The organism is Marinobacter sp., from assembly GCF_041690455.1.
Taxonomy (GTDB): Bacteria; Pseudomonadota; Gammaproteobacteria; order Pseudomonadales; family Oleiphilaceae; genus Marinobacter.
In genome coordinates this window covers 1-15,254 of record NZ_JAWLHI010000086.1, presented here as the reverse complement: position 1 = coordinate 15,254, position 15,254 = coordinate 1, and the positions used below count along the sequence as shown (strand labels likewise).

The window sequence follows — 15,254 nt, the reverse complement described above, 5'->3', positions numbered from 1 at the left end:
ACCCGGCAATCCTGTATCTTCCGCTTCAAGTACCAGGAACGCGTCCGCGCCGCGTCCGTGGCCCTCAAGGACTACACCTTCAAAAATCCCGCCTACGCCCTGATGCACGAGCAGGGCGTGGCCGACCTGAACCACCGCGAAGACTACCAGCACTACGACTACCCCGGCCGCTACAAGGCCGATGCCAGTGGCCAGCCCTTCACCCAGGCCCGCCTGGACGCCCTGAGAAACGATGCCAGCACCGGACACGGCGAAAGCAACCGGCCGGACTTCACCCCAGGCGCCAAACTCCCACTCACTGAGCACGACAACGAGGCCCTGAACCGGGACTGGCTGCTGAGCGCAGTTACCCACGCGGGCAAGCAACCCCAGGCCCTGGAAGAGGAGGGAGGTCAGGAGCCCGCCACCTACCACAACTTCTTCAACGTGGTCCCTGCGGACAGAACCTGGCGCCCGAAGTGCGAGCGCAAACCTCTCATGGACGGCCCCCAGATCGCGATGGTCACCGGCCCGGAAGGCGAGGAAATCCACTGCGACGAACACGGCCGGGTGAAGGTCCGGTTTCCGTGGGACCGATACTCCAAGAACAACGAACACAGCAGCGCCTGGCTAAGAGTCAGCCAGGGCTGGGCCGGCGGCCAATACGGCTTCATGGCACTACCCCGAATCGGCCATGAAGTAATCGTCAGCTTCCTGGACGGCGACCCCGACCAACCCATCATCACCGGCCGCACCTACCACGCTTCCAATCAGCCACCGTATGAACTACCGGCGCACAAGACCCGCACCACCCTCAAAACCAAAACCCACAAGGGTGAGGGCAGCAACGAACTGCGCTTCGAAGACGAGGCCGGGGAAGAACAGATCTACCTCCATGCCCAGAAAGACCTGGACCTGCTCACCGAGCACAATAGTACCGAGGTCATCCGGAACGACAGTCACCGAACCGTGGAGGGGCAGTACTACAGCCATGTGAAAGGCAACGAGCACTGCACCACCAGTGGGGAAAAACGAATGTCCGTCGGGGCCGACTGCAGCCAGACCATTGCCGGCACTTTCCACCAGAAGACCGGCCAGACCATGGCCTCCGAAGCCGGTATCGAAGTTCACCACAAGGCTGGCGCCAAGGTTGTCGTGGATGCAGGAACAGAACTCACCATCGCCGGCGGCGGCAGCTTCATCAAGTTGGATGCCAGTGGCGTGACTCTCAGTGGGCCGGGAATAAAGATCAATTCCGGGGGCGCTCCGGGGAAGGGTACCGGCCAGTCTGCGAGCCTCCCGGAGCTGCCCCGGCTGTTTGAGGGTGTTCCACTGGAATCGGTCAGTCCCGCAGCACTGGCGATCGTGGAGCAGCGCCAGACCGCCGGCCCGGATAACGTCGTCCATGACGGATATAGAACGCAGAAAAGGATGTTGATCGTGGACATCATCGGTGGCCAATCGACACCGGAAGAAGTAACCGTTGAAACCATTTCGGATAAGGGGTCAAAGGAATGACCGATCTTGCGAATTTCACCGATGAGAACCTGGACCGGTCCCTGCGCCGGCGAGCTGAGTATGATGACAACGAACCAGGCAATCTGGTTCTGAAAGTCCCCACCCAGGCCGGCGGCTACCTGACCCTCCCCTTGGTGGAGCGAGCTCGTTCCAACCTTGAGCAGGAGCAGTATCAGGAAAACACCCTCCTGAGAATCAAACCCCTGGCCGAAATCCAGAGCAACCTGCCTGTGAAATCCGGCGGCCTGACCTTCCACACCGGACGAAGCGTGGCACTGCTCAGGCCCGGCTACCTCTATGTTTTTCGTGGCAACACCCTGTGGCGGGAACTGGAGATCAACACCGAAGGCATGATGAGTGACGTTGATGTGCAATCGGCGCGCTTTGAATGGGAGACAGAGCCCTCCGAGAGCTTCCGCGCCCGGCCTTCAGTGGGTGAATGGCAGCACGATATCCTGGTCCCGGCCATGTTGCAGGGACAGACCGTTATCCAGGACATTCGAGTCGCTTACAGCGAGGTGCAGTGGGATTGGCACTACGTTCGTTGGCTGGAACAGGACGCGAAAGCGCTGAGGATCAGGACAACCAGAATCGATCATGCCTGGCCTGCGGCCCTTGTCGATGACATCAACTTTGCAAGTGGTTACCCCGCGTCGCCGATTCAGCAGGTGGATGGCCTTCGGGCACGGGATCTTGGCATTGAGTTGATGTTGGAGAATCCCAGTGATTTCAAGGAGGGGTTTGAGGGGCCTGGTGAGGGTGAGCTTTGCATCAAATTGGGCCGAGTGCTCAGGGAAAATGTGCATGCAGCTGACAGCACCGAGGCTATAGCGCCCATGGACCTGACCTGCGAACCGAGAGAGGATCTTGTGTCCGATATCCGGCGCCACAAAGGTCTGGTGTGCGTGGCCATCCCGGACCCATTATTCCGGATGAGGCATTCCCTGGCACAACTGCATATTGCGCTGCATTATCTTGATGCGATCGATGTCGCCATTCAGGAAAACCCTATGGCGCACTCTGCCATGCTCATCCGCCAGGCGGTTTTCGACCCTTTGCCCAGCGGTGAGCCCAGCGCCCTGGTTCGATATGCCGAGGCCATAGACAGGGATAAGCTCGATGAAACGCTGAAAACAACGGAAAAACAACACGCGATCCGCATTATCGAAGCGCATGTGCAGAAGCTTGAGTCACTGATGGAGGGGAATGTTCTCGGTTCCGTTCTTGGTGACTACCAGGCCTGCACTGACGTAGCAATCTGCGAGGCCTATTTGCTGCTGGCGGATCAACTGAATGTTTTGCAACAGATACCGGGGGTCGTGAAGGCCCAGGGGATGTTTCTCGATCATGACGCTCTTCGCAGCCTTAAGGACTGGGTGTTGAAAGATGAGTTCTTGAACGCCTGGGCACCTCAGCCAGAGCTGGGAGAAGAGACCGATGCAAATTCAGATTTCACTTCTGCCTTCGATCGACTTCAACAGCTTGCCCTCGATCAGCGCGAGATAGACGAAACGCTGCTGAACCGGCTGAACCTGCAGTCCCTTGCCTATCTGGAAAAGCAGCTCGATGAACAGCAAAAGGGCGAGAACCGCCTGGCCAAGAATGTTTCCGATGGCGGCAAGGTGGGCGCATTGATCTCTCGCTCCCTGGAGGAATGGAGTTCGGCGCTTCTGGCAGTATGCAAACGCCTTGTTGAAGAGGATGCGATTCAGCAAATTGAGGTTCAGCGTGTCATGCAGGCTGCATCCTCAAACTTTGTCCTCGCTGATCCAGATCTGAAAGGCATAGAAGTGATGGAGAGGACGGGTGCTGTTTCGAATGGAACAATTCTCGGGGTGTCCGGCAATGGTTTGAATCGGGGATTGACGGACTTTGATCGCACAGAAGGAGTGCTTACCCGGGCGAAGGACTACTTGTATGCCGATATGGTTGATGATGCAGGTGGTGTTGTCGCATCAACCAGTACTGCCAGAGCGGCCGATGAGTTGGAAGTTGCAATACAGAAGGTTGCCGGCGGCACGATGATGTTTTTCGTCCCCGCGGATCATCCGGAGGCGAAAAAACTGAGTCTCGTCAAGGTTGATTTTGCCAAGCGGGTTGGAGAAGTAGTTGATGGACCCGCAGTATCTCGTGGATTGGTGGTTTTGGCTGCTTTTAATGTTTTTATTGAGGCGAGAACAATCGCTGCAATCGGCAAGCGACGAGATGGCACTTTTGCTCTGTTACCGATATCCAAGACTATGGCGGCACTCACAGATTTATTAGCTGCGTCTCTTAAGCTAAGTATGGTGTTGGCCGAGGGAAGAGGGGCATCGACCGGATTCTCCCGCTTCGCCGCCAGACCCCTTTTCGACGTTAAAAACTGGCTCCTGATCGGTAACCGATTGCGATCCTTGGGAGCGTCAACTCTCGTTCGAACCACTGGTTTGGTGAGTTTTATCGCAGGAGGTATCGGCGCTTTCTTGAGTTATTGGGAAATGAGAATCAGCATGTCGCATAGAGATTTCGATGCGGCGGTCGGCCATGCGATTGCAATGACCGGAGGCCTGATTTTCTTGGCTCAACCTCTTATGGGATCACTGCTCGCCATTCCTGGATGGGGGTGGGCAATCTTGGGAATGGCCATGGTTGTTGGAGGAACTTTGTACGCCGGCAGTGTCACGGATGATGCTTTTGAGCAGTTACTGAAGCGAGGCCCTTGGGGAACCGAGTCTGATCATCCGCCGCGAGGGCAGGATGAAAAATCCTATTATGGCCAATTGCTCACATTGCTGTCACCGGTTGATGTAGCAGTAAAGAAGTATCGAGATGTTGACCCGGATCCGGCACTCTCGCACCCCGATCACCCGCCAGAACCCAATGACTATGTGGTCACAATTCAGTTTCCGCTAATCAGCCGCTTGAAGCTGGATCAAACGAGCCAACCTAGTTTGCCTTCCTCGGCCTTTAATCTGGTGATTCAAGAAGTTGCCTACACCGCATCCACGATAGAGACGTTCGGGTCACTTGGTTCGGTTGATGATTTTAATCTTTGCGGAACAACTCGGTTGAGGAAAGTTGCGGCCAGACAGTCTCTTCCACAACATTCAGCTGTTCGCTTTCTGGTGAAACGGGAGCTTGAGAGTAGTGAATACAGTAGCTTCGGATACCACGAATCGATAACAACCACGGTTAGGGTGGGATTGCAGGCGGTCATTGACACTGAGTTGGGTGCGCTGGTTTTTCCCACCCCCGTCAACGTGAATTACGAATCGTTTGAGGTGGCTCGTCACGGCAATCCACCCCCAAAGGTTCGTACACTCTTCAATCCATACGATCAGCCAGAATCGCCTTATTGGTACTTCGCAGAGGTAGCCACATGAGTGAACAACATGGAACTTCAGCATTCGCTGATACCGCCTACAAAGGGATGGCAATCGAGGCGCTACCCGAAAGTCCTTGTAAGCGAATCCGGATTGGCGAGGAGTTGCAGCCAGTTGGTTCATATGCACGGATAAACCCTTTTCATCGGACGGTTCAGGACATAGAGGCTGTTCAGCAGCATGAGCAGAATGATCCGGAATTCAAAGACCGAGATTGGTGGTGGAACCATCAGCATATTAGGTTTTTGAATGGTAAGTTGGGGCTGAAAGCCCTGATATTTGTTTTACCGTTAATTTGGGTGCTAGCTATCTTTGTGGGCGGGCTGGGCCTGGTGGGGCTGGGCATTATCAGATTTGCCGAGTCCTTGGATTTGTCGGGCCTTACCGTAGCTCTCTTGGTTCTGCTACTGGCTCCGGCTTGGATGTTATTTGCGCTGTGGATAATTCCACCTACTACCAATTGGCTCATGAGCACTGGAATCGGCTTCTTTCTTAAGCCCTTTGAGGCGGCAATTAATAATAAGCTGGATGAAACTTTGGAAGATGGCTGCAGCGAATTTAACCGGCTCACCGGTCAAGTTCGCATTGCTTTAGGTCGTGGGCGTTTCTTTGAGGCGCCCTTTGTGGAGTTCGATGCCTACGTGGAGCGGGTGGTCCAGCAGGGCGGTATTTTCTACCGGCTGATGCTTGTGCATCGGTATAGCCAGAAAACCTTTAATAAAACGTCCTTGAGTAACATCGAAGCGGAGAAAAGCGAGGTTTTGGCACTTTGGGACATGCTTCAGAGATATATGGATGTGACTGAACCACTACCGGACGTCCCACGACTTGAGCCCTTTCGGCACCTGGATTCGGTGACACGGGAATATGATGAAAAGAATGGGCGGAATTCTCGCTATTGGCGGGATCTGGATTTAGACAGCTGGAAGGGAAATGAAGGGGTAGAGATGTTGAATAAGCAGCGCCAGTATTCTTGGGGGACCCGTCAATGCAAGTTGACGCCACAGCTGGGCAAAGTGACCTTGGAAGCTTATCAGGAAATGCGGCCAGACGGGGCATGGCCAATATAGAGCCTCCTTACCATTGGAGTGACTGAAAGTGGGGTCAGAAGAAGGCTTTCTTCAGACCCCGGAGTTCGATCAGGCAACAGGGAGTGTCAATGATCTCCAATAGTGCTTATAAAGGCTCACCGATAGGGGTATTACCTATAAACCCCCGAAATCGAAACAGAATTGGTGACGAACTGCAGCCGGTTGGCACATACGCTGATGTAAACCCATACCAACTAACTATTCAGGACATTGAAGCGGTTCAGGATCACGAGCGCGCTGCCCCTGACTTCAAAGACAAAGACTGGTGGTGGGATCACCAGAGTATTCGATTTCTGAACGGAAAGCTGGGATTTAAGTTTCTGGTATTGGCAATACCATTCGCTTGGATTACGACCCTTGTTGTCGGTGGCTTGGCATTAGCAGTTTCGAGTGTTGTCAGGCTGACAGAATTTTATGAACTCCCTGCGTCGCTGTACCTGGTCCTTCTGGCGACCCTGGTTCCTGGCTGGTTGATATTTTCATTATGGATAGTACGTCCTACGACCAATTGGATTATGAGCAAAGGCATTGCTGTCTTGATTAGACCGTTCGAGAAAGTTCTTAACAAGAAACTCGATGAAACTTTGGAGGATGGTTGTAGTGAGTTCAACAGAACTAATGGCAAGGTACGCTTTGCACTTGGACGTGGACGGATCTTTGAGGCACCGTTCGTGGAATTTGACGCTTATGTGGAACGAATCGTTCAGCAGGGCGGCATTTTTTACCGGCTGATGTTGGTTCATCGATACACGCAAAGAATCTTCAATAAAACTTCGATAAGCAGCATTGAAGCCGAAAAAAGCGAAGTTCTCGCACTTTGGGACATGCTCCAACGCTACATGGACGTAACCCAGCCCCTGCCGGATGTGCCTCGACTGGAACCATTCCGCCATTTGGATCCGGTGACCCGGGAGCATGATGAAAAGACCGGGCGCAATCCACGCTACTGGCGCGATCTGGATATTGAAGCCTGGAAGCACGGGGGAGGGGTGGAGCTGTTGAATCGTTTGCGTAGCTATCCCTGGGGGAGCCGGGTATGCAAGCTGACGCCGCAACTGGGAAAGGTTTCGTTGGAGGAGTATCGGGGGATGCGGCCGGAGGGGGCTTGGCCGATTTGATGTATCCGGGAGGTGGCGTGAAGTTGGGGTCAGAAGAAGGCTTTCTTCAGACCCCGGGGGTTGGAGGCTTTGACTTGGTTTTTGGTGACTGGTCTGAAAATGGGGTCAGAAGAAAGCTTTCTTCAGACCCCGCGGGCAGCATCTGATCCCGTGATTGGGTCTCAACGTGCAACGGATGTTGCAAAACGCAACGGGCGTGGTAGTCTGGTCAATATATGCACAAAACGGGAGTTCGCCATGACCACCGCCATTCGTCTTGATGACAACCTGGTTCGCCATGCTGCTGCCGAGGGGCAGGTTCATCGGCGTTCCACGCCGAAGCAGATCGAGTACTGGGCCGAGATTGGTCGCGCAGTTGCCGGGGAGGTGAGTGCGGAGGATCTGATTGCTATTCTGCAGGGTATCCGGAAGGTGTCGGTGGAGCCTGTGATTGCGGAGCCGGTGAGCAGCGATGAGCTGTGGGCCGAGGTGGATCAGGCACGGGAGAGTGGTGAACTTGGCCGGTCTATTGCCCGTGGGCGCACGGTCTACCAGTCGTCTCCGGAAAAGCCGGGTTATCTCGAGGCTATCCATCCGGACGGCACCCGGGAAGTTGGGCAGTTCCGCAATGGCCGTTTTGAAGCACTGAGTGACCGTGACGACGCAGCCTGAACTCTGGTTGCTGGTAGGTGGCAACGGCGCTGGCAAATCGACTTTCTACGAGCGCTTTCTGGCCCGTCGCAACATTCCGTTCGTCAACGCCGACAAGATCGCGCGGACGCTGTGGCCGGATTATCCGGAGAAGCACAGTTACGAAGCGGCATTGATTGCAGAAAAGGAGCGATTGCGGCTGCTGGAGGAGCGCCAGAGTTTCTGTTTTGAAACGGTGTTTTCCCACCCATCCAAAGTGGATTTTGTCGGCGCCGCCAAGGCCGCGGGCTTTCGCATCCGTCTGTTCTATTTCCATCTGGACCAGGTCACTCTCAACAAGGCGCGTGTGGCCTCGAGGGTGCGAACCGGCGGCCATAACGTGCCTGAGACCAAAATAGAGCGCCGGATCCCCCGAACCCTGGCCAATCTTCGCCAGTGCATTGGGCTGGCGGATGAGCTGCACCTGGTGGACAACTCCAGTCTGGATCAACCGTTTGTGCGTGTGGCGTCCTGGGAAAACGGTGCGTGGCGGATCTATAAGGAGGAACTGCCAACCTGGGCCAGGAGTCTGATCGATTCCTGAGCGCAAATACTAGGGCCAGTTTTCGGGCACCACAAAGAGACGGTCCGTTTCCCGCCAGATACCGGTTTCAGCGTCGTTCTCGAGCACAGCAAAGAGTGCAGGGACGGCATGACGTTCAATGCGCTCGAGCGCTTCACGGGTGGTCTCCGGAGTGGGCGGCTCCTCCTGTAGCCAGGGGCCTATCCAGTGGGGTTTGTGAAGCGGGACCCAGCGGGACGTGTCTCTTGCTCTGGCCTTCGAGAGGTAAAGCCAGCTGCCTCGCAAGTGATTGTCCGGCACGTAGTCGGGTGCCGAGATCGAGCCGCCATCGGGATAGAACAGGTAGCCCGGCATGAAAATCCGTGCGGCGAGGGGGCCGCTGATGTCGAGTTGCTCCAGGAGGACCTGGGTTTCCGGTTGGTGGGTGCGTCGGCTCTGGTGGTGGATCAGGTTATCGGTTTTGAGGTCCAGCCGGTCGCGGGCATTGGGGCCGTACCAGAGCGTCGGATGATCGGTCCTTGGCACACCGAGGTAGTATTTCACCGCGATTTCGTGATGCTCGATCCGGTCATCGATTCGGTTGTGTACCACAAAGTCCAGCTCACCAATGGTGCGTCCGTTGGACTGGATCTGCTGGTTTTTCAGGAGGATTTCCCAACCGAGCAGCTCCTCCAATAGCACCTGGTACAGACGCTCGAAATAGAATCCCAGCCGGCGTTGGGGCGGTTCCCGGAGCAACGCCGGCGCAGTCTGCAGATCACGATCCCATGCCCTGAGTTTTTCCAGATGATTGGGTGGCAGGTAGCGGGTGGGTTCAAAAGAGAGTGGTGAGCTCAGCAGTTGGGGCGTATGGCAAAGCCACGCCAGATGCCTGACGGAGGGGCTGCGGAGGGCGCAGGGAATATCGCCGATGCTGATGTCGTCCATTGGCCAAGGATACCGTAAACTGTGTTCCAGCGGTAAGACGACCATTATTGGACAAGGAGCGCGTATGCAATACCTCCACACCATGATCCGGGTGAGTGACCTGGACGAGACTCTGCATTTCTTCTGCGACCTGCTGGGCATGGTCGAGATCAACCGGAAGAGCAGCGACAAAGGCCGGTTCACCCTGGTGTTTCTGGCGGCACCGGAAGACGAGGCGCGGGCCCGGGAAGACCGTGCGCCGATGATCGAGCTGACCTACAACTGGGATCCGGAGGAATACACCGGCGGCCGCAATTTTGGCCACCTGGCCTATCGGGTGGATGACATCTACGCCCTGTGCGAGAAGCTCCAGGCCAACGGCGTGACCATCAACCGTCCGCCCCGGGACGGCTACATGGCCTTTATCCGGACCCCCGACAACATCTCCATCGAGCTGCTCCAGAAAGGCGAGGCGCTGCCTCCGAAAGAGCCCTGGGCAAGCATGGAGAACACGGGTACCTGGTAAAAACTGCCCGGAACAGACCACGAGACAGCATCAGGATGATGCCAATACAACAGGGAGAAGTTGAATGGAAGACTGGCAAGGATGCCTTGATCCCCAGTGTCAGACCGCGTTGCTGCGGGCCCGGGACAACGTCAGCGGGCGAGGCGGCGCGGCCATCACCGTCGAAGATTTTCTGCTTGCGCTGCTGGACACCGATCCGTCGATCACGCGGTATCTGCGTGGCTGCGGCGTCGATCTGGACGAACTGATTCGCACCATCCAGTGCGAACAGCCGATCGTCACCGAAGTGGGCGGGGAGGGGCTGTTGTCCTCGCAGTTGATCTACTGGCTGGCAAGCGCCCGGGAGGCCTTTACGGTGCCCTGGCTGGATTGGCCCCACCTGCTGGATACGCTGGCACGACGTGCCGAGCGGCTCGAGGGTAAAGCCTACGTGGCCCTTCTAGAACAGGTCCCGAGGTGGCCAGAGCTGGCGGAACCGGCACCCCGGGAGGACTTGACCACCGATACCCGCGCACCGATTGCAATTACCGACCCGGAGTGGATCGAGTTAGCCGACAATGTGGCGGTGACCGTGGCAGCCTGTTGCCGGGCGCTCGTCTGGGTGCGTGGGCCCCGGGGAGCGGGCAAGTCCAGCTGGTTGCAGTACCTGCTACCGGTGCTCGAGCGGGACTACGTCGAGATCGATCTGCGCCGGGAAGCCGAGCTGATGGCCAGTGATCTGCCCGTCATACCGGTGAGCGAAGCGGATGACAATGAGGCGGGCTGTTCGCGAAACTGGCCATTGCTGGTGCTGGACAACGTGTCGCCGGCGGATCTTCTGGTGTTGATGAATGCGCCGGGAGCGGTGGCGTCGGAACTGCTTGCCAGCTGGTCCGGCCCCCTATTGCTTCTGGGCCCCGAAGGCCCGGATGATGCGTCTGCGGTCCAGACCCTGCAACACCGGCTGGGACGCCGCCTCGATGCCTTCGATATGCCCTCGGCCAGCCGGGCGCAACGAAAAGCGATCCTCACTGCCCACCAGTCCGCTATCGAAAAACAATGGAACATTCAGTTACCACATTCAGTTATGGGTTATGTTGCGTCCAGCCGAAGTCGCTGCGTGAGTACACCCGGTGGCATGCTCGAGTGGGTCGGGCGTGCGGCCGCACGATTGAGCCTGTTCGCGAGAAGAGGGCCGGTGGAAGCGGCGGCGCTTGCCGGGCAGGCCGATACCCTCAGGCGGCAGGGGTTGGTTGCCATGGCGAGGCAGGAGCCGGTTGAGGAGCTTGAGCACTCTCTTCATGACATAGAGCTTCAGCAGGCAGCCGCCGAAGTTGCCTGGCGGGAACGCGAGGCCGCCGGCACCCTGCGCCGACTTTCTGTCGAGGATTTGCGACGTGAGCTGGAACAGTGGGTTGCAGCCGGCCCCGGCCCGGTTCACTATGTGCTGCATTGTGATCAACAGCATGGAGATTCCGCGAGTGCAGGATCTGGAAATCTACATTCGTGACCTGGCACCGAACCAGGTGTCACAGTGGCTTGAGGCCAACGTCGACAACCTCGCCCTGGACGACACCGACGTGTCCTCGGTGATCAAAGGCACCGCCTCCTATGAGGGGGCAGCAGTGCGCATTACGTTGTACCCGGGAGCCTTTGGCAAGCGCTTCACGTCCCTGGTGCTGGAAGGGGAAGAGCTGCCCTGGGGTACTGACCTGGATTGTGCACGAAGTGCCTGGCGGGCCATGGAAACCGAGATCCGCTGCAGCCCGGGTGACTGGCAGGAAGGTGAGCCGGTCGAGGATGAGAAGTGGTGGCGCCTGGACAGCCGCGGGGAACAGAAGGTGGTCTGGAATTAAAAAAGGCAGCCGCGAAGGCTGCCTTTTTCGTTGGCTTCAGGGGCGGATCAGTCGCTCAGAATCGAGACGTTGTCTGCCTGAAGACCCTTGTCAGCTTCAACCACGTTGAAACGAACCAGCTGGCCCTGACGCAGGACCCGGCGGCCGCGGCCACGGATGGCACGGAAGTGCACGAACACTTCGTCACCGCTGTCACGGACGATAAAGCCGAACCCTTTCTTGACGTTGAACCACTTCACGGTGCCTTCTTCGTCGCCTTCGGGGGTGGTGTCATCGAAATCGCCTTCGTCCTCGTCATCATTACGCTGGGGACGGGAAGGCGCGCGGCGGGCATTGCTCTGCGCAGTCTGTTGCTTGGCAGAGAGTGCCACGGCCAGGAAGCCGGCGATGCCAAACAGGACCAGGGTAATGATGTAGGCAGCAATGCCCCGGTTGCTTCCAAGAGCTTCAATCACTTCGCCGGCAGCAATCAGGCGCAGTGGCTCAGGGGTGGCAGTCAGAATAAAAGCCAGGATCAATGGTGCGGGAATCGCGATCAGAACAGCGACAAGGATCGCTTTGGCTGGATTACGCATTGACGGAAACTTCTCCATTTTTGTAACGCTAACGATAAAGAACCGGATATCAGGTAAACTCACGCATCCGGCCGGTGAAAACCGCCAGATCCCGGAAATAAGGGGAGGCTGGCGGAGAAAAGCGGCATATTACCAGATAATCCCGAGCGCTGACCAAACCGATGACACAGAAAGACCTCGAAGCCCGACTCGATGAACTCGAAATGCGGATCGCCTTTCAGGATGAAGTGATCAACACCCTGAGTGAGCAGGTGGCCAAGCAGGAAATGGATATCCGGGAGCTGTGGGAGGCAAAACGTTTGCTGCACAAGCAGCTGAAGGATGTGTCGCCTTCGAATATCAAGCCGGAGGAAGAGGAGACGCCGCCTCCGCATTATTGAATGACGGGGGTGGGGGCAGGGCTGAAAATGGGATCTAACTCGGGGGTCTGATGAAGACTTTCATCTGACCCCATTTTCAGGTCAACCTCGGAGTTGATGCTAACTTGGGGTCAGATGAAGGCTTTCATCAGACCCCTTGGGGTGAAAATGGGGTCAGATGAACGAGTTCATCAGACCCCTGGGGTGCGGTCTAACTCCGGGGTCAGAAGAACGCTTTCTTCTGACCCCTCCTTCATGCCAGCAGCTCCACCAAAATCTTCTCATATATCTCCGACAGCGTATCCAGATCCTCCGCCTTCACGCACTCATCCACCTTGTGAATGGTCGCGTTGATGGGCCCGAGTTCCACGACTTGGGCGCCGGTGGGTGCGATGAAGCGGCCGTCTGAGGTGCCGCCCGAGGTAGAGAGTTCGGTCTCGCGGCCGGTGACGGTTCGGATGGCGTCCTGGCTGGCGGATACCAGCGCGCCCTTGTCGGTCAGGAAGGGACGGCCGCTGAGATGCCATTGCAGGTCGTACTTCAGCTTGTGCCGATCCAGGATGGCAACGACCCGTTCTTCCAGGCTCTCTGCCGTGTTCTCGGTGCAGTAGCGGAAGTTGAAATGCACCAGGCATTCGCCGGGGATGATGTTGCTGCCGGTACCCGCCTCGATCTTGGTGATCTGGAAGGTGGTGGGCGGGAAGAAGTCGTTGCCATTGTCCCAGAACTCGTTTGCCAGGGCGTCCAGCGCCGGCGCGACGGAATGCACCGGGTTCTCCGCCAGGTGCGGGTAGGCGACATGGCCCTGTATACCGTGCACGGTCAGGTAGCCATGCAGCGAGCCGCGCCGGCCGTTCTTGATCACATCGCCGACTTCGTGGGTACTGGACGGCTCGCCGATCAGGCACCAGTCGATCTTCTCGTTGCGGGCTTCCAGGGTCTCAACCACCTTGACGGTGCCGTGCTGAGCGGGGCCCTCTTCATCGCTGGTGATCAGCAGGGCAATGGAGCCGCGGTGGTCTGGATGGGCCTTCACGAACCGCTCACAGGCGGTGATGAAGGCCGCCAGGCTGCCTTTCATGTCCGCCGCGCCGCGGCCATAGAGGTAGCCTTCTTTGATCACCGGATCGAACGGCGGATGCGCCCAGTTCTTCTCCGGGCCGGTCGGGACCACGTCAGTGTGGCCGGCAAAGGCCAGCACCGGGCCCTCGGCGCCCTTGCGAGCCCAGAGATTGTCGGTATCGCCGAAACGCAGGTTCTCACCGTCGAATCCCAGCGGCGCCAGCCGGGACATCATCAGCTCCTGGCAGCCGGCGTCATCCGGTGTGACCGATTGCCGGCGAATCAGATCCATGGCGAGTTCCAGGGTGGGCGATGTGCTCATTGCTTGACCTTGTCTGGTGTGTATGGGGCAGGTTCCAAGTCGGGGTCTGAAGAAAGCCTTCTTCTGACCCCGTTTTCACCTTAACTTGGGGTCAGATGAACAAGTTCATCAGACCCCTGGGGTGAGATCTAACTCCGGGGTCTGAAGAAAGCCTTCTTCTGACCCCGTTTTCACCTTAACTTGGGGTCAGATGAACAAGTTCATCAGACCCCTGGGGTGAGATCTAACTCGGGGTCTGAAGAAAGCCTTCTTCTGACCCCATTTTCAGCATTAAGTTGGGGTCAGATGAACGAAGTTCATCAGACCCCTGTGCAGGATCAGACCCCAGAGGTGGATCAGGCCCCTGCTTGGCGGCGATCTGCGCCGCCTCAGTTATTCGTGTGCAGCTCTTCGTTCAGCTCGATCGCGGTCTTGTTGGTCTTGCACTCCACCGCGCCGGTCTGGCTGTTGCGGCGGAACAGGAGGTCGGGTTTGCCGGCCAGGTCGCGGGCCTTGACCACTTCCACCAGTTCGTTGTTGTCGTCCAGCAGGGCGACTTTGGTGCCGGAGGTGATGTAAAGGCCGGCTTCCACGGTGCAGCGGTCGCCCAGGGGGATGCCGATGCCGGCGTTGGCGCCGAGCAGGCAGTTCTCGCCCACGGAGATGATGATGTTGCCGCCGCCGGAGAGGGTGCCCATGGTGGAGCAGCCGCCGCCGAGGTCGGAGCCCTTGCCGATCATCACGCCTGCGGAGATCCGGCCCTCGATCATGGAGGTGCCTTCGGTGCCGGCGTTGAAGTTGATGAAGCCTTCGTGCATCACGGTGGTGCCTTCACCCACATAGGCGCCGAGGCGGACGCGAGCGGTGTCGGCAATCCGGACGCCCTTGGGTACCACGTAGTCGGTCATCTGCGGGAACTTGTCGACAGACTTCACTTCCAGGGTGCGGCCTTCAATGCGGGCCTGGAGCTGGCGGTCGGCCAGTTCGTTCAGGTCGATGGCGCCTTCGTTGGTCCACGCCAGGTTCGGCAGCAGGCCGAAGATGCCGTCCAGCTTTACACCATGGGGCTTGACCAGGCGGTGGGAGATCAGGTGCAGCTTGAGATATACCTCCGGAGTGCTGGAGGCGGTGTCATCGCTGGCCAGCACGGTCACCACCACCGGGCGCTTGCTCTGGGCGGCTTTCTCGGCCAGGGTTGCCTGGTCGGTCTGGCCAAGCTGGCGCAGGGCGTTGGCGAACTGGTGCAGCTGTTCAGCAGTGGCCGCGATGGCCTGGTTGCCGCCCTGGTAATTGAGCGCGCTTTCAACCACATCGATCAGCGCCTTGTCGGGGGTCATGATCGGCTGCTGGTAGTAGACCTCCAGCCACTCGCCCTGGTTGTTCTGGGTGCCGATACCGATACCGAATGCAAAACTCATCTGGTGGTTGCT

The 15,254-nt window shown here is 57.6% G+C and carries 14 protein-coding genes; 10 read left to right on the top strand and 4 right to left on the bottom strand.

Annotated features, from left to right (window positions below; all coding sequences use genetic code 11):
* The 6 genes from tssI to ACESMW_RS16695 all read left to right on the top strand — a co-directional run.
* Positions 1 to 1,497, top strand: a 1,497-nt coding sequence (gene tssI / locus ACESMW_RS16720; protein WP_372988133.1) for a type VI secretion system tip protein TssI/VgrG, incomplete at its 5' end; no start/stop codon positions are given.
* Positions 1,494 to 4,859 (top strand): toxin VasX, encoded by a 3,366-nt coding sequence (locus ACESMW_RS16715; protein WP_372988132.1) that lies wholly within the window; start codon positions 1,494 to 1,496, stop codon positions 4,857 to 4,859. The genes tssI and ACESMW_RS16715, both read left to right, overlap by 4 nt.
* Entirely contained in the window at positions 4,856 to 5,929 is a 1,074-nt protein-coding gene (locus ACESMW_RS16710) for a hypothetical protein (RefSeq protein WP_372988131.1), read from the top strand. Before ACESMW_RS16715 ends, ACESMW_RS16710 begins: the two co-directional genes overlap by 4 nt.
* Before the next feature lie 89 nt (positions 5,930 to 6,018).
* The gene (locus ACESMW_RS16705; protein WP_372988130.1) at positions 6,019 to 7,068 is read left to right on the top strand and encodes a hypothetical protein; all 1,050 of its coding nucleotides are present in this window, start codon (positions 6,019 to 6,021) and stop codon (positions 7,066 to 7,068) included.
* A 237-nt stretch (positions 7,069 to 7,305) separates the two neighbouring features.
* Positions 7,306 to 7,719, top strand: a complete 414-nt coding sequence (locus ACESMW_RS16700) for a TA system antitoxin ParD family protein (RefSeq protein ID WP_372988129.1) — start codon at positions 7,306 to 7,308, stop codon at positions 7,717 to 7,719.
* A complete protein-coding gene (locus ACESMW_RS16695; RefSeq protein ID WP_372988128.1) occupies positions 7,703 to 8,281 on the top strand; it encodes an AAA family ATPase in 579 nt (192 codons plus the stop codon). Before ACESMW_RS16700 ends, ACESMW_RS16695 begins: the two co-directional genes overlap by 17 nt.
* A gap of 9 nt (positions 8,282 to 8,290) precedes the next feature.
* Here the strand turns inward: ACESMW_RS16695 and ACESMW_RS16690 are convergent, their stop codons facing one another.
* Positions 8,291 to 9,187: a DUF1853 family protein gene (locus ACESMW_RS16690; protein ID WP_372988127.1), complete on the bottom strand. Its 897-nt coding sequence runs from the start codon at positions 9,185 to 9,187 to the stop codon at positions 8,291 to 8,293.
* Positions 9,188 to 9,251: 64 nt separating this feature from the next.
* On the opposite strand from ACESMW_RS16690, the gene ACESMW_RS16685 reads away from it, so the two are divergent.
* The 3 genes from ACESMW_RS16685 to ACESMW_RS16675 all read left to right on the top strand — a co-directional run bounded on the left by ACESMW_RS16685 (position 9,252) and on the right by ACESMW_RS16675 (position 11,527).
* Entirely contained in the window at positions 9,252 to 9,692 is a 441-nt protein-coding gene (locus ACESMW_RS16685) for a VOC family protein (RefSeq protein WP_372988126.1), read from the top strand.
* 64 nt (positions 9,693 to 9,756) lie between these two features.
* Positions 9,757 to 11,181 (top strand): hypothetical protein, encoded by a 1,425-nt coding sequence (locus tag ACESMW_RS16680; RefSeq protein WP_372988125.1) that lies wholly within the window; start codon positions 9,757 to 9,759, stop codon positions 11,179 to 11,181.
* Positions 11,153 to 11,527 carry a hypothetical protein gene (locus ACESMW_RS16675; RefSeq protein WP_372988124.1) on the top strand — a complete coding sequence of 125 codons (375 nt, stop codon included), beginning with the start codon at positions 11,153 to 11,155 and terminating at the stop codon, positions 11,525 to 11,527. The genes ACESMW_RS16680 and ACESMW_RS16675 overlap by 29 nt, the downstream gene beginning before the upstream one ends.
* Positions 11,528 to 11,574: 47 nt before the next feature.
* Here the strand turns inward: ACESMW_RS16675 and ACESMW_RS16670 are convergent, their stop codons facing one another.
* Complete coding sequence (locus ACESMW_RS16670) at positions 11,575 to 12,102, bottom strand: cold-shock protein (protein ID WP_092004340.1); 528 nt, start codon at positions 12,100 to 12,102, stop codon at positions 11,575 to 11,577.
* Positions 12,103 to 12,263: 161 nt separating this feature from the next.
* On the opposite strand from ACESMW_RS16670, the gene ACESMW_RS16665 reads away from it, so the two are divergent.
* Positions 12,264 to 12,482, top strand: a complete 219-nt coding sequence (locus tag ACESMW_RS16665; protein ID WP_372988123.1) for a SlyX family protein — start codon at positions 12,264 to 12,266, stop codon at positions 12,480 to 12,482.
* Positions 12,483 to 12,714: 232 nt separating this feature from the next.
* Here the strand turns inward: ACESMW_RS16665 and dapE are convergent, their stop codons facing one another.
* Both dapE and dapD read right to left on the bottom strand, forming a co-directional pair.
* Positions 12,715 to 13,845, bottom strand: coding sequence for a succinyl-diaminopimelate desuccinylase (dapE, locus tag ACESMW_RS16660; RefSeq protein ID WP_372988122.1), 1,131 nt, complete (start codon positions 13,843 to 13,845; stop codon positions 12,715 to 12,717).
* Between the two features lie 368 nt (positions 13,846 to 14,213).
* Complete coding sequence (gene dapD, locus ACESMW_RS16655) at positions 14,214 to 15,242, bottom strand: 2,3,4,5-tetrahydropyridine-2,6-dicarboxylate N-succinyltransferase (protein ID WP_372988134.1); 1,029 nt, start codon at positions 15,240 to 15,242, stop codon at positions 14,214 to 14,216.
* Positions 15,243 to 15,254: the final 12 nt, after the last annotated feature.

Bases quoted from the DNA above. Each gene is read 5' to 3' on its own strand.
- ACESMW_RS16715 (WP_372988132.1), top strand. From the start codon at position 1,494: ATGACCGATCTTGCGAATTTCACCGATGAGAACCTGGACCGGTCCCTG.
- ACESMW_RS16710 (WP_372988131.1), top strand. From the start codon at position 4,856: ATGAGTGAACAACATGGAACTTCAGCATTCGCTGATACCGCCTACAAA.
- ACESMW_RS16705 (WP_372988130.1), top strand. From the start codon at position 6,019: ATGATCTCCAATAGTGCTTATAAAGGCTCACCGATAGGGGTATTACCT.
- ACESMW_RS16700 (WP_372988129.1), top strand. From the start codon at position 7,306: ATGACCACCGCCATTCGTCTTGATGACAACCTGGTTCGCCATGCTGCT.
- ACESMW_RS16690 (WP_372988127.1), bottom strand. From the start codon at position 9,187: ATGGACGACATCAGCATCGGCGATATTCCCTGCGCCCTCCGCAGCCCC.
- ACESMW_RS16685 (WP_372988126.1), top strand. From the start codon at position 9,252: ATGCAATACCTCCACACCATGATCCGGGTGAGTGACCTGGACGAGACT.
- ACESMW_RS16680 (WP_372988125.1), top strand. From the start codon at position 9,757: ATGGAAGACTGGCAAGGATGCCTTGATCCCCAGTGTCAGACCGCGTTG.
- ACESMW_RS16670 (WP_092004340.1), bottom strand. From the start codon at position 12,102: ATGCGTAATCCAGCCAAAGCGATCCTTGTCGCTGTTCTGATCGCGATT.
- ACESMW_RS16665 (WP_372988123.1), top strand. From the start codon at position 12,264: ATGACACAGAAAGACCTCGAAGCCCGACTCGATGAACTCGAAATGCGG.
- dapE (WP_372988122.1), bottom strand. From the start codon at position 13,845: ATGAGCACATCGCCCACCCTGGAACTCGCCATGGATCTGATTCGCCGG.
- dapD (WP_372988134.1), bottom strand. From the start codon at position 15,242: ATGAGTTTTGCATTCGGTATCGGTATCGGCACCCAGAACAACCAGGGC.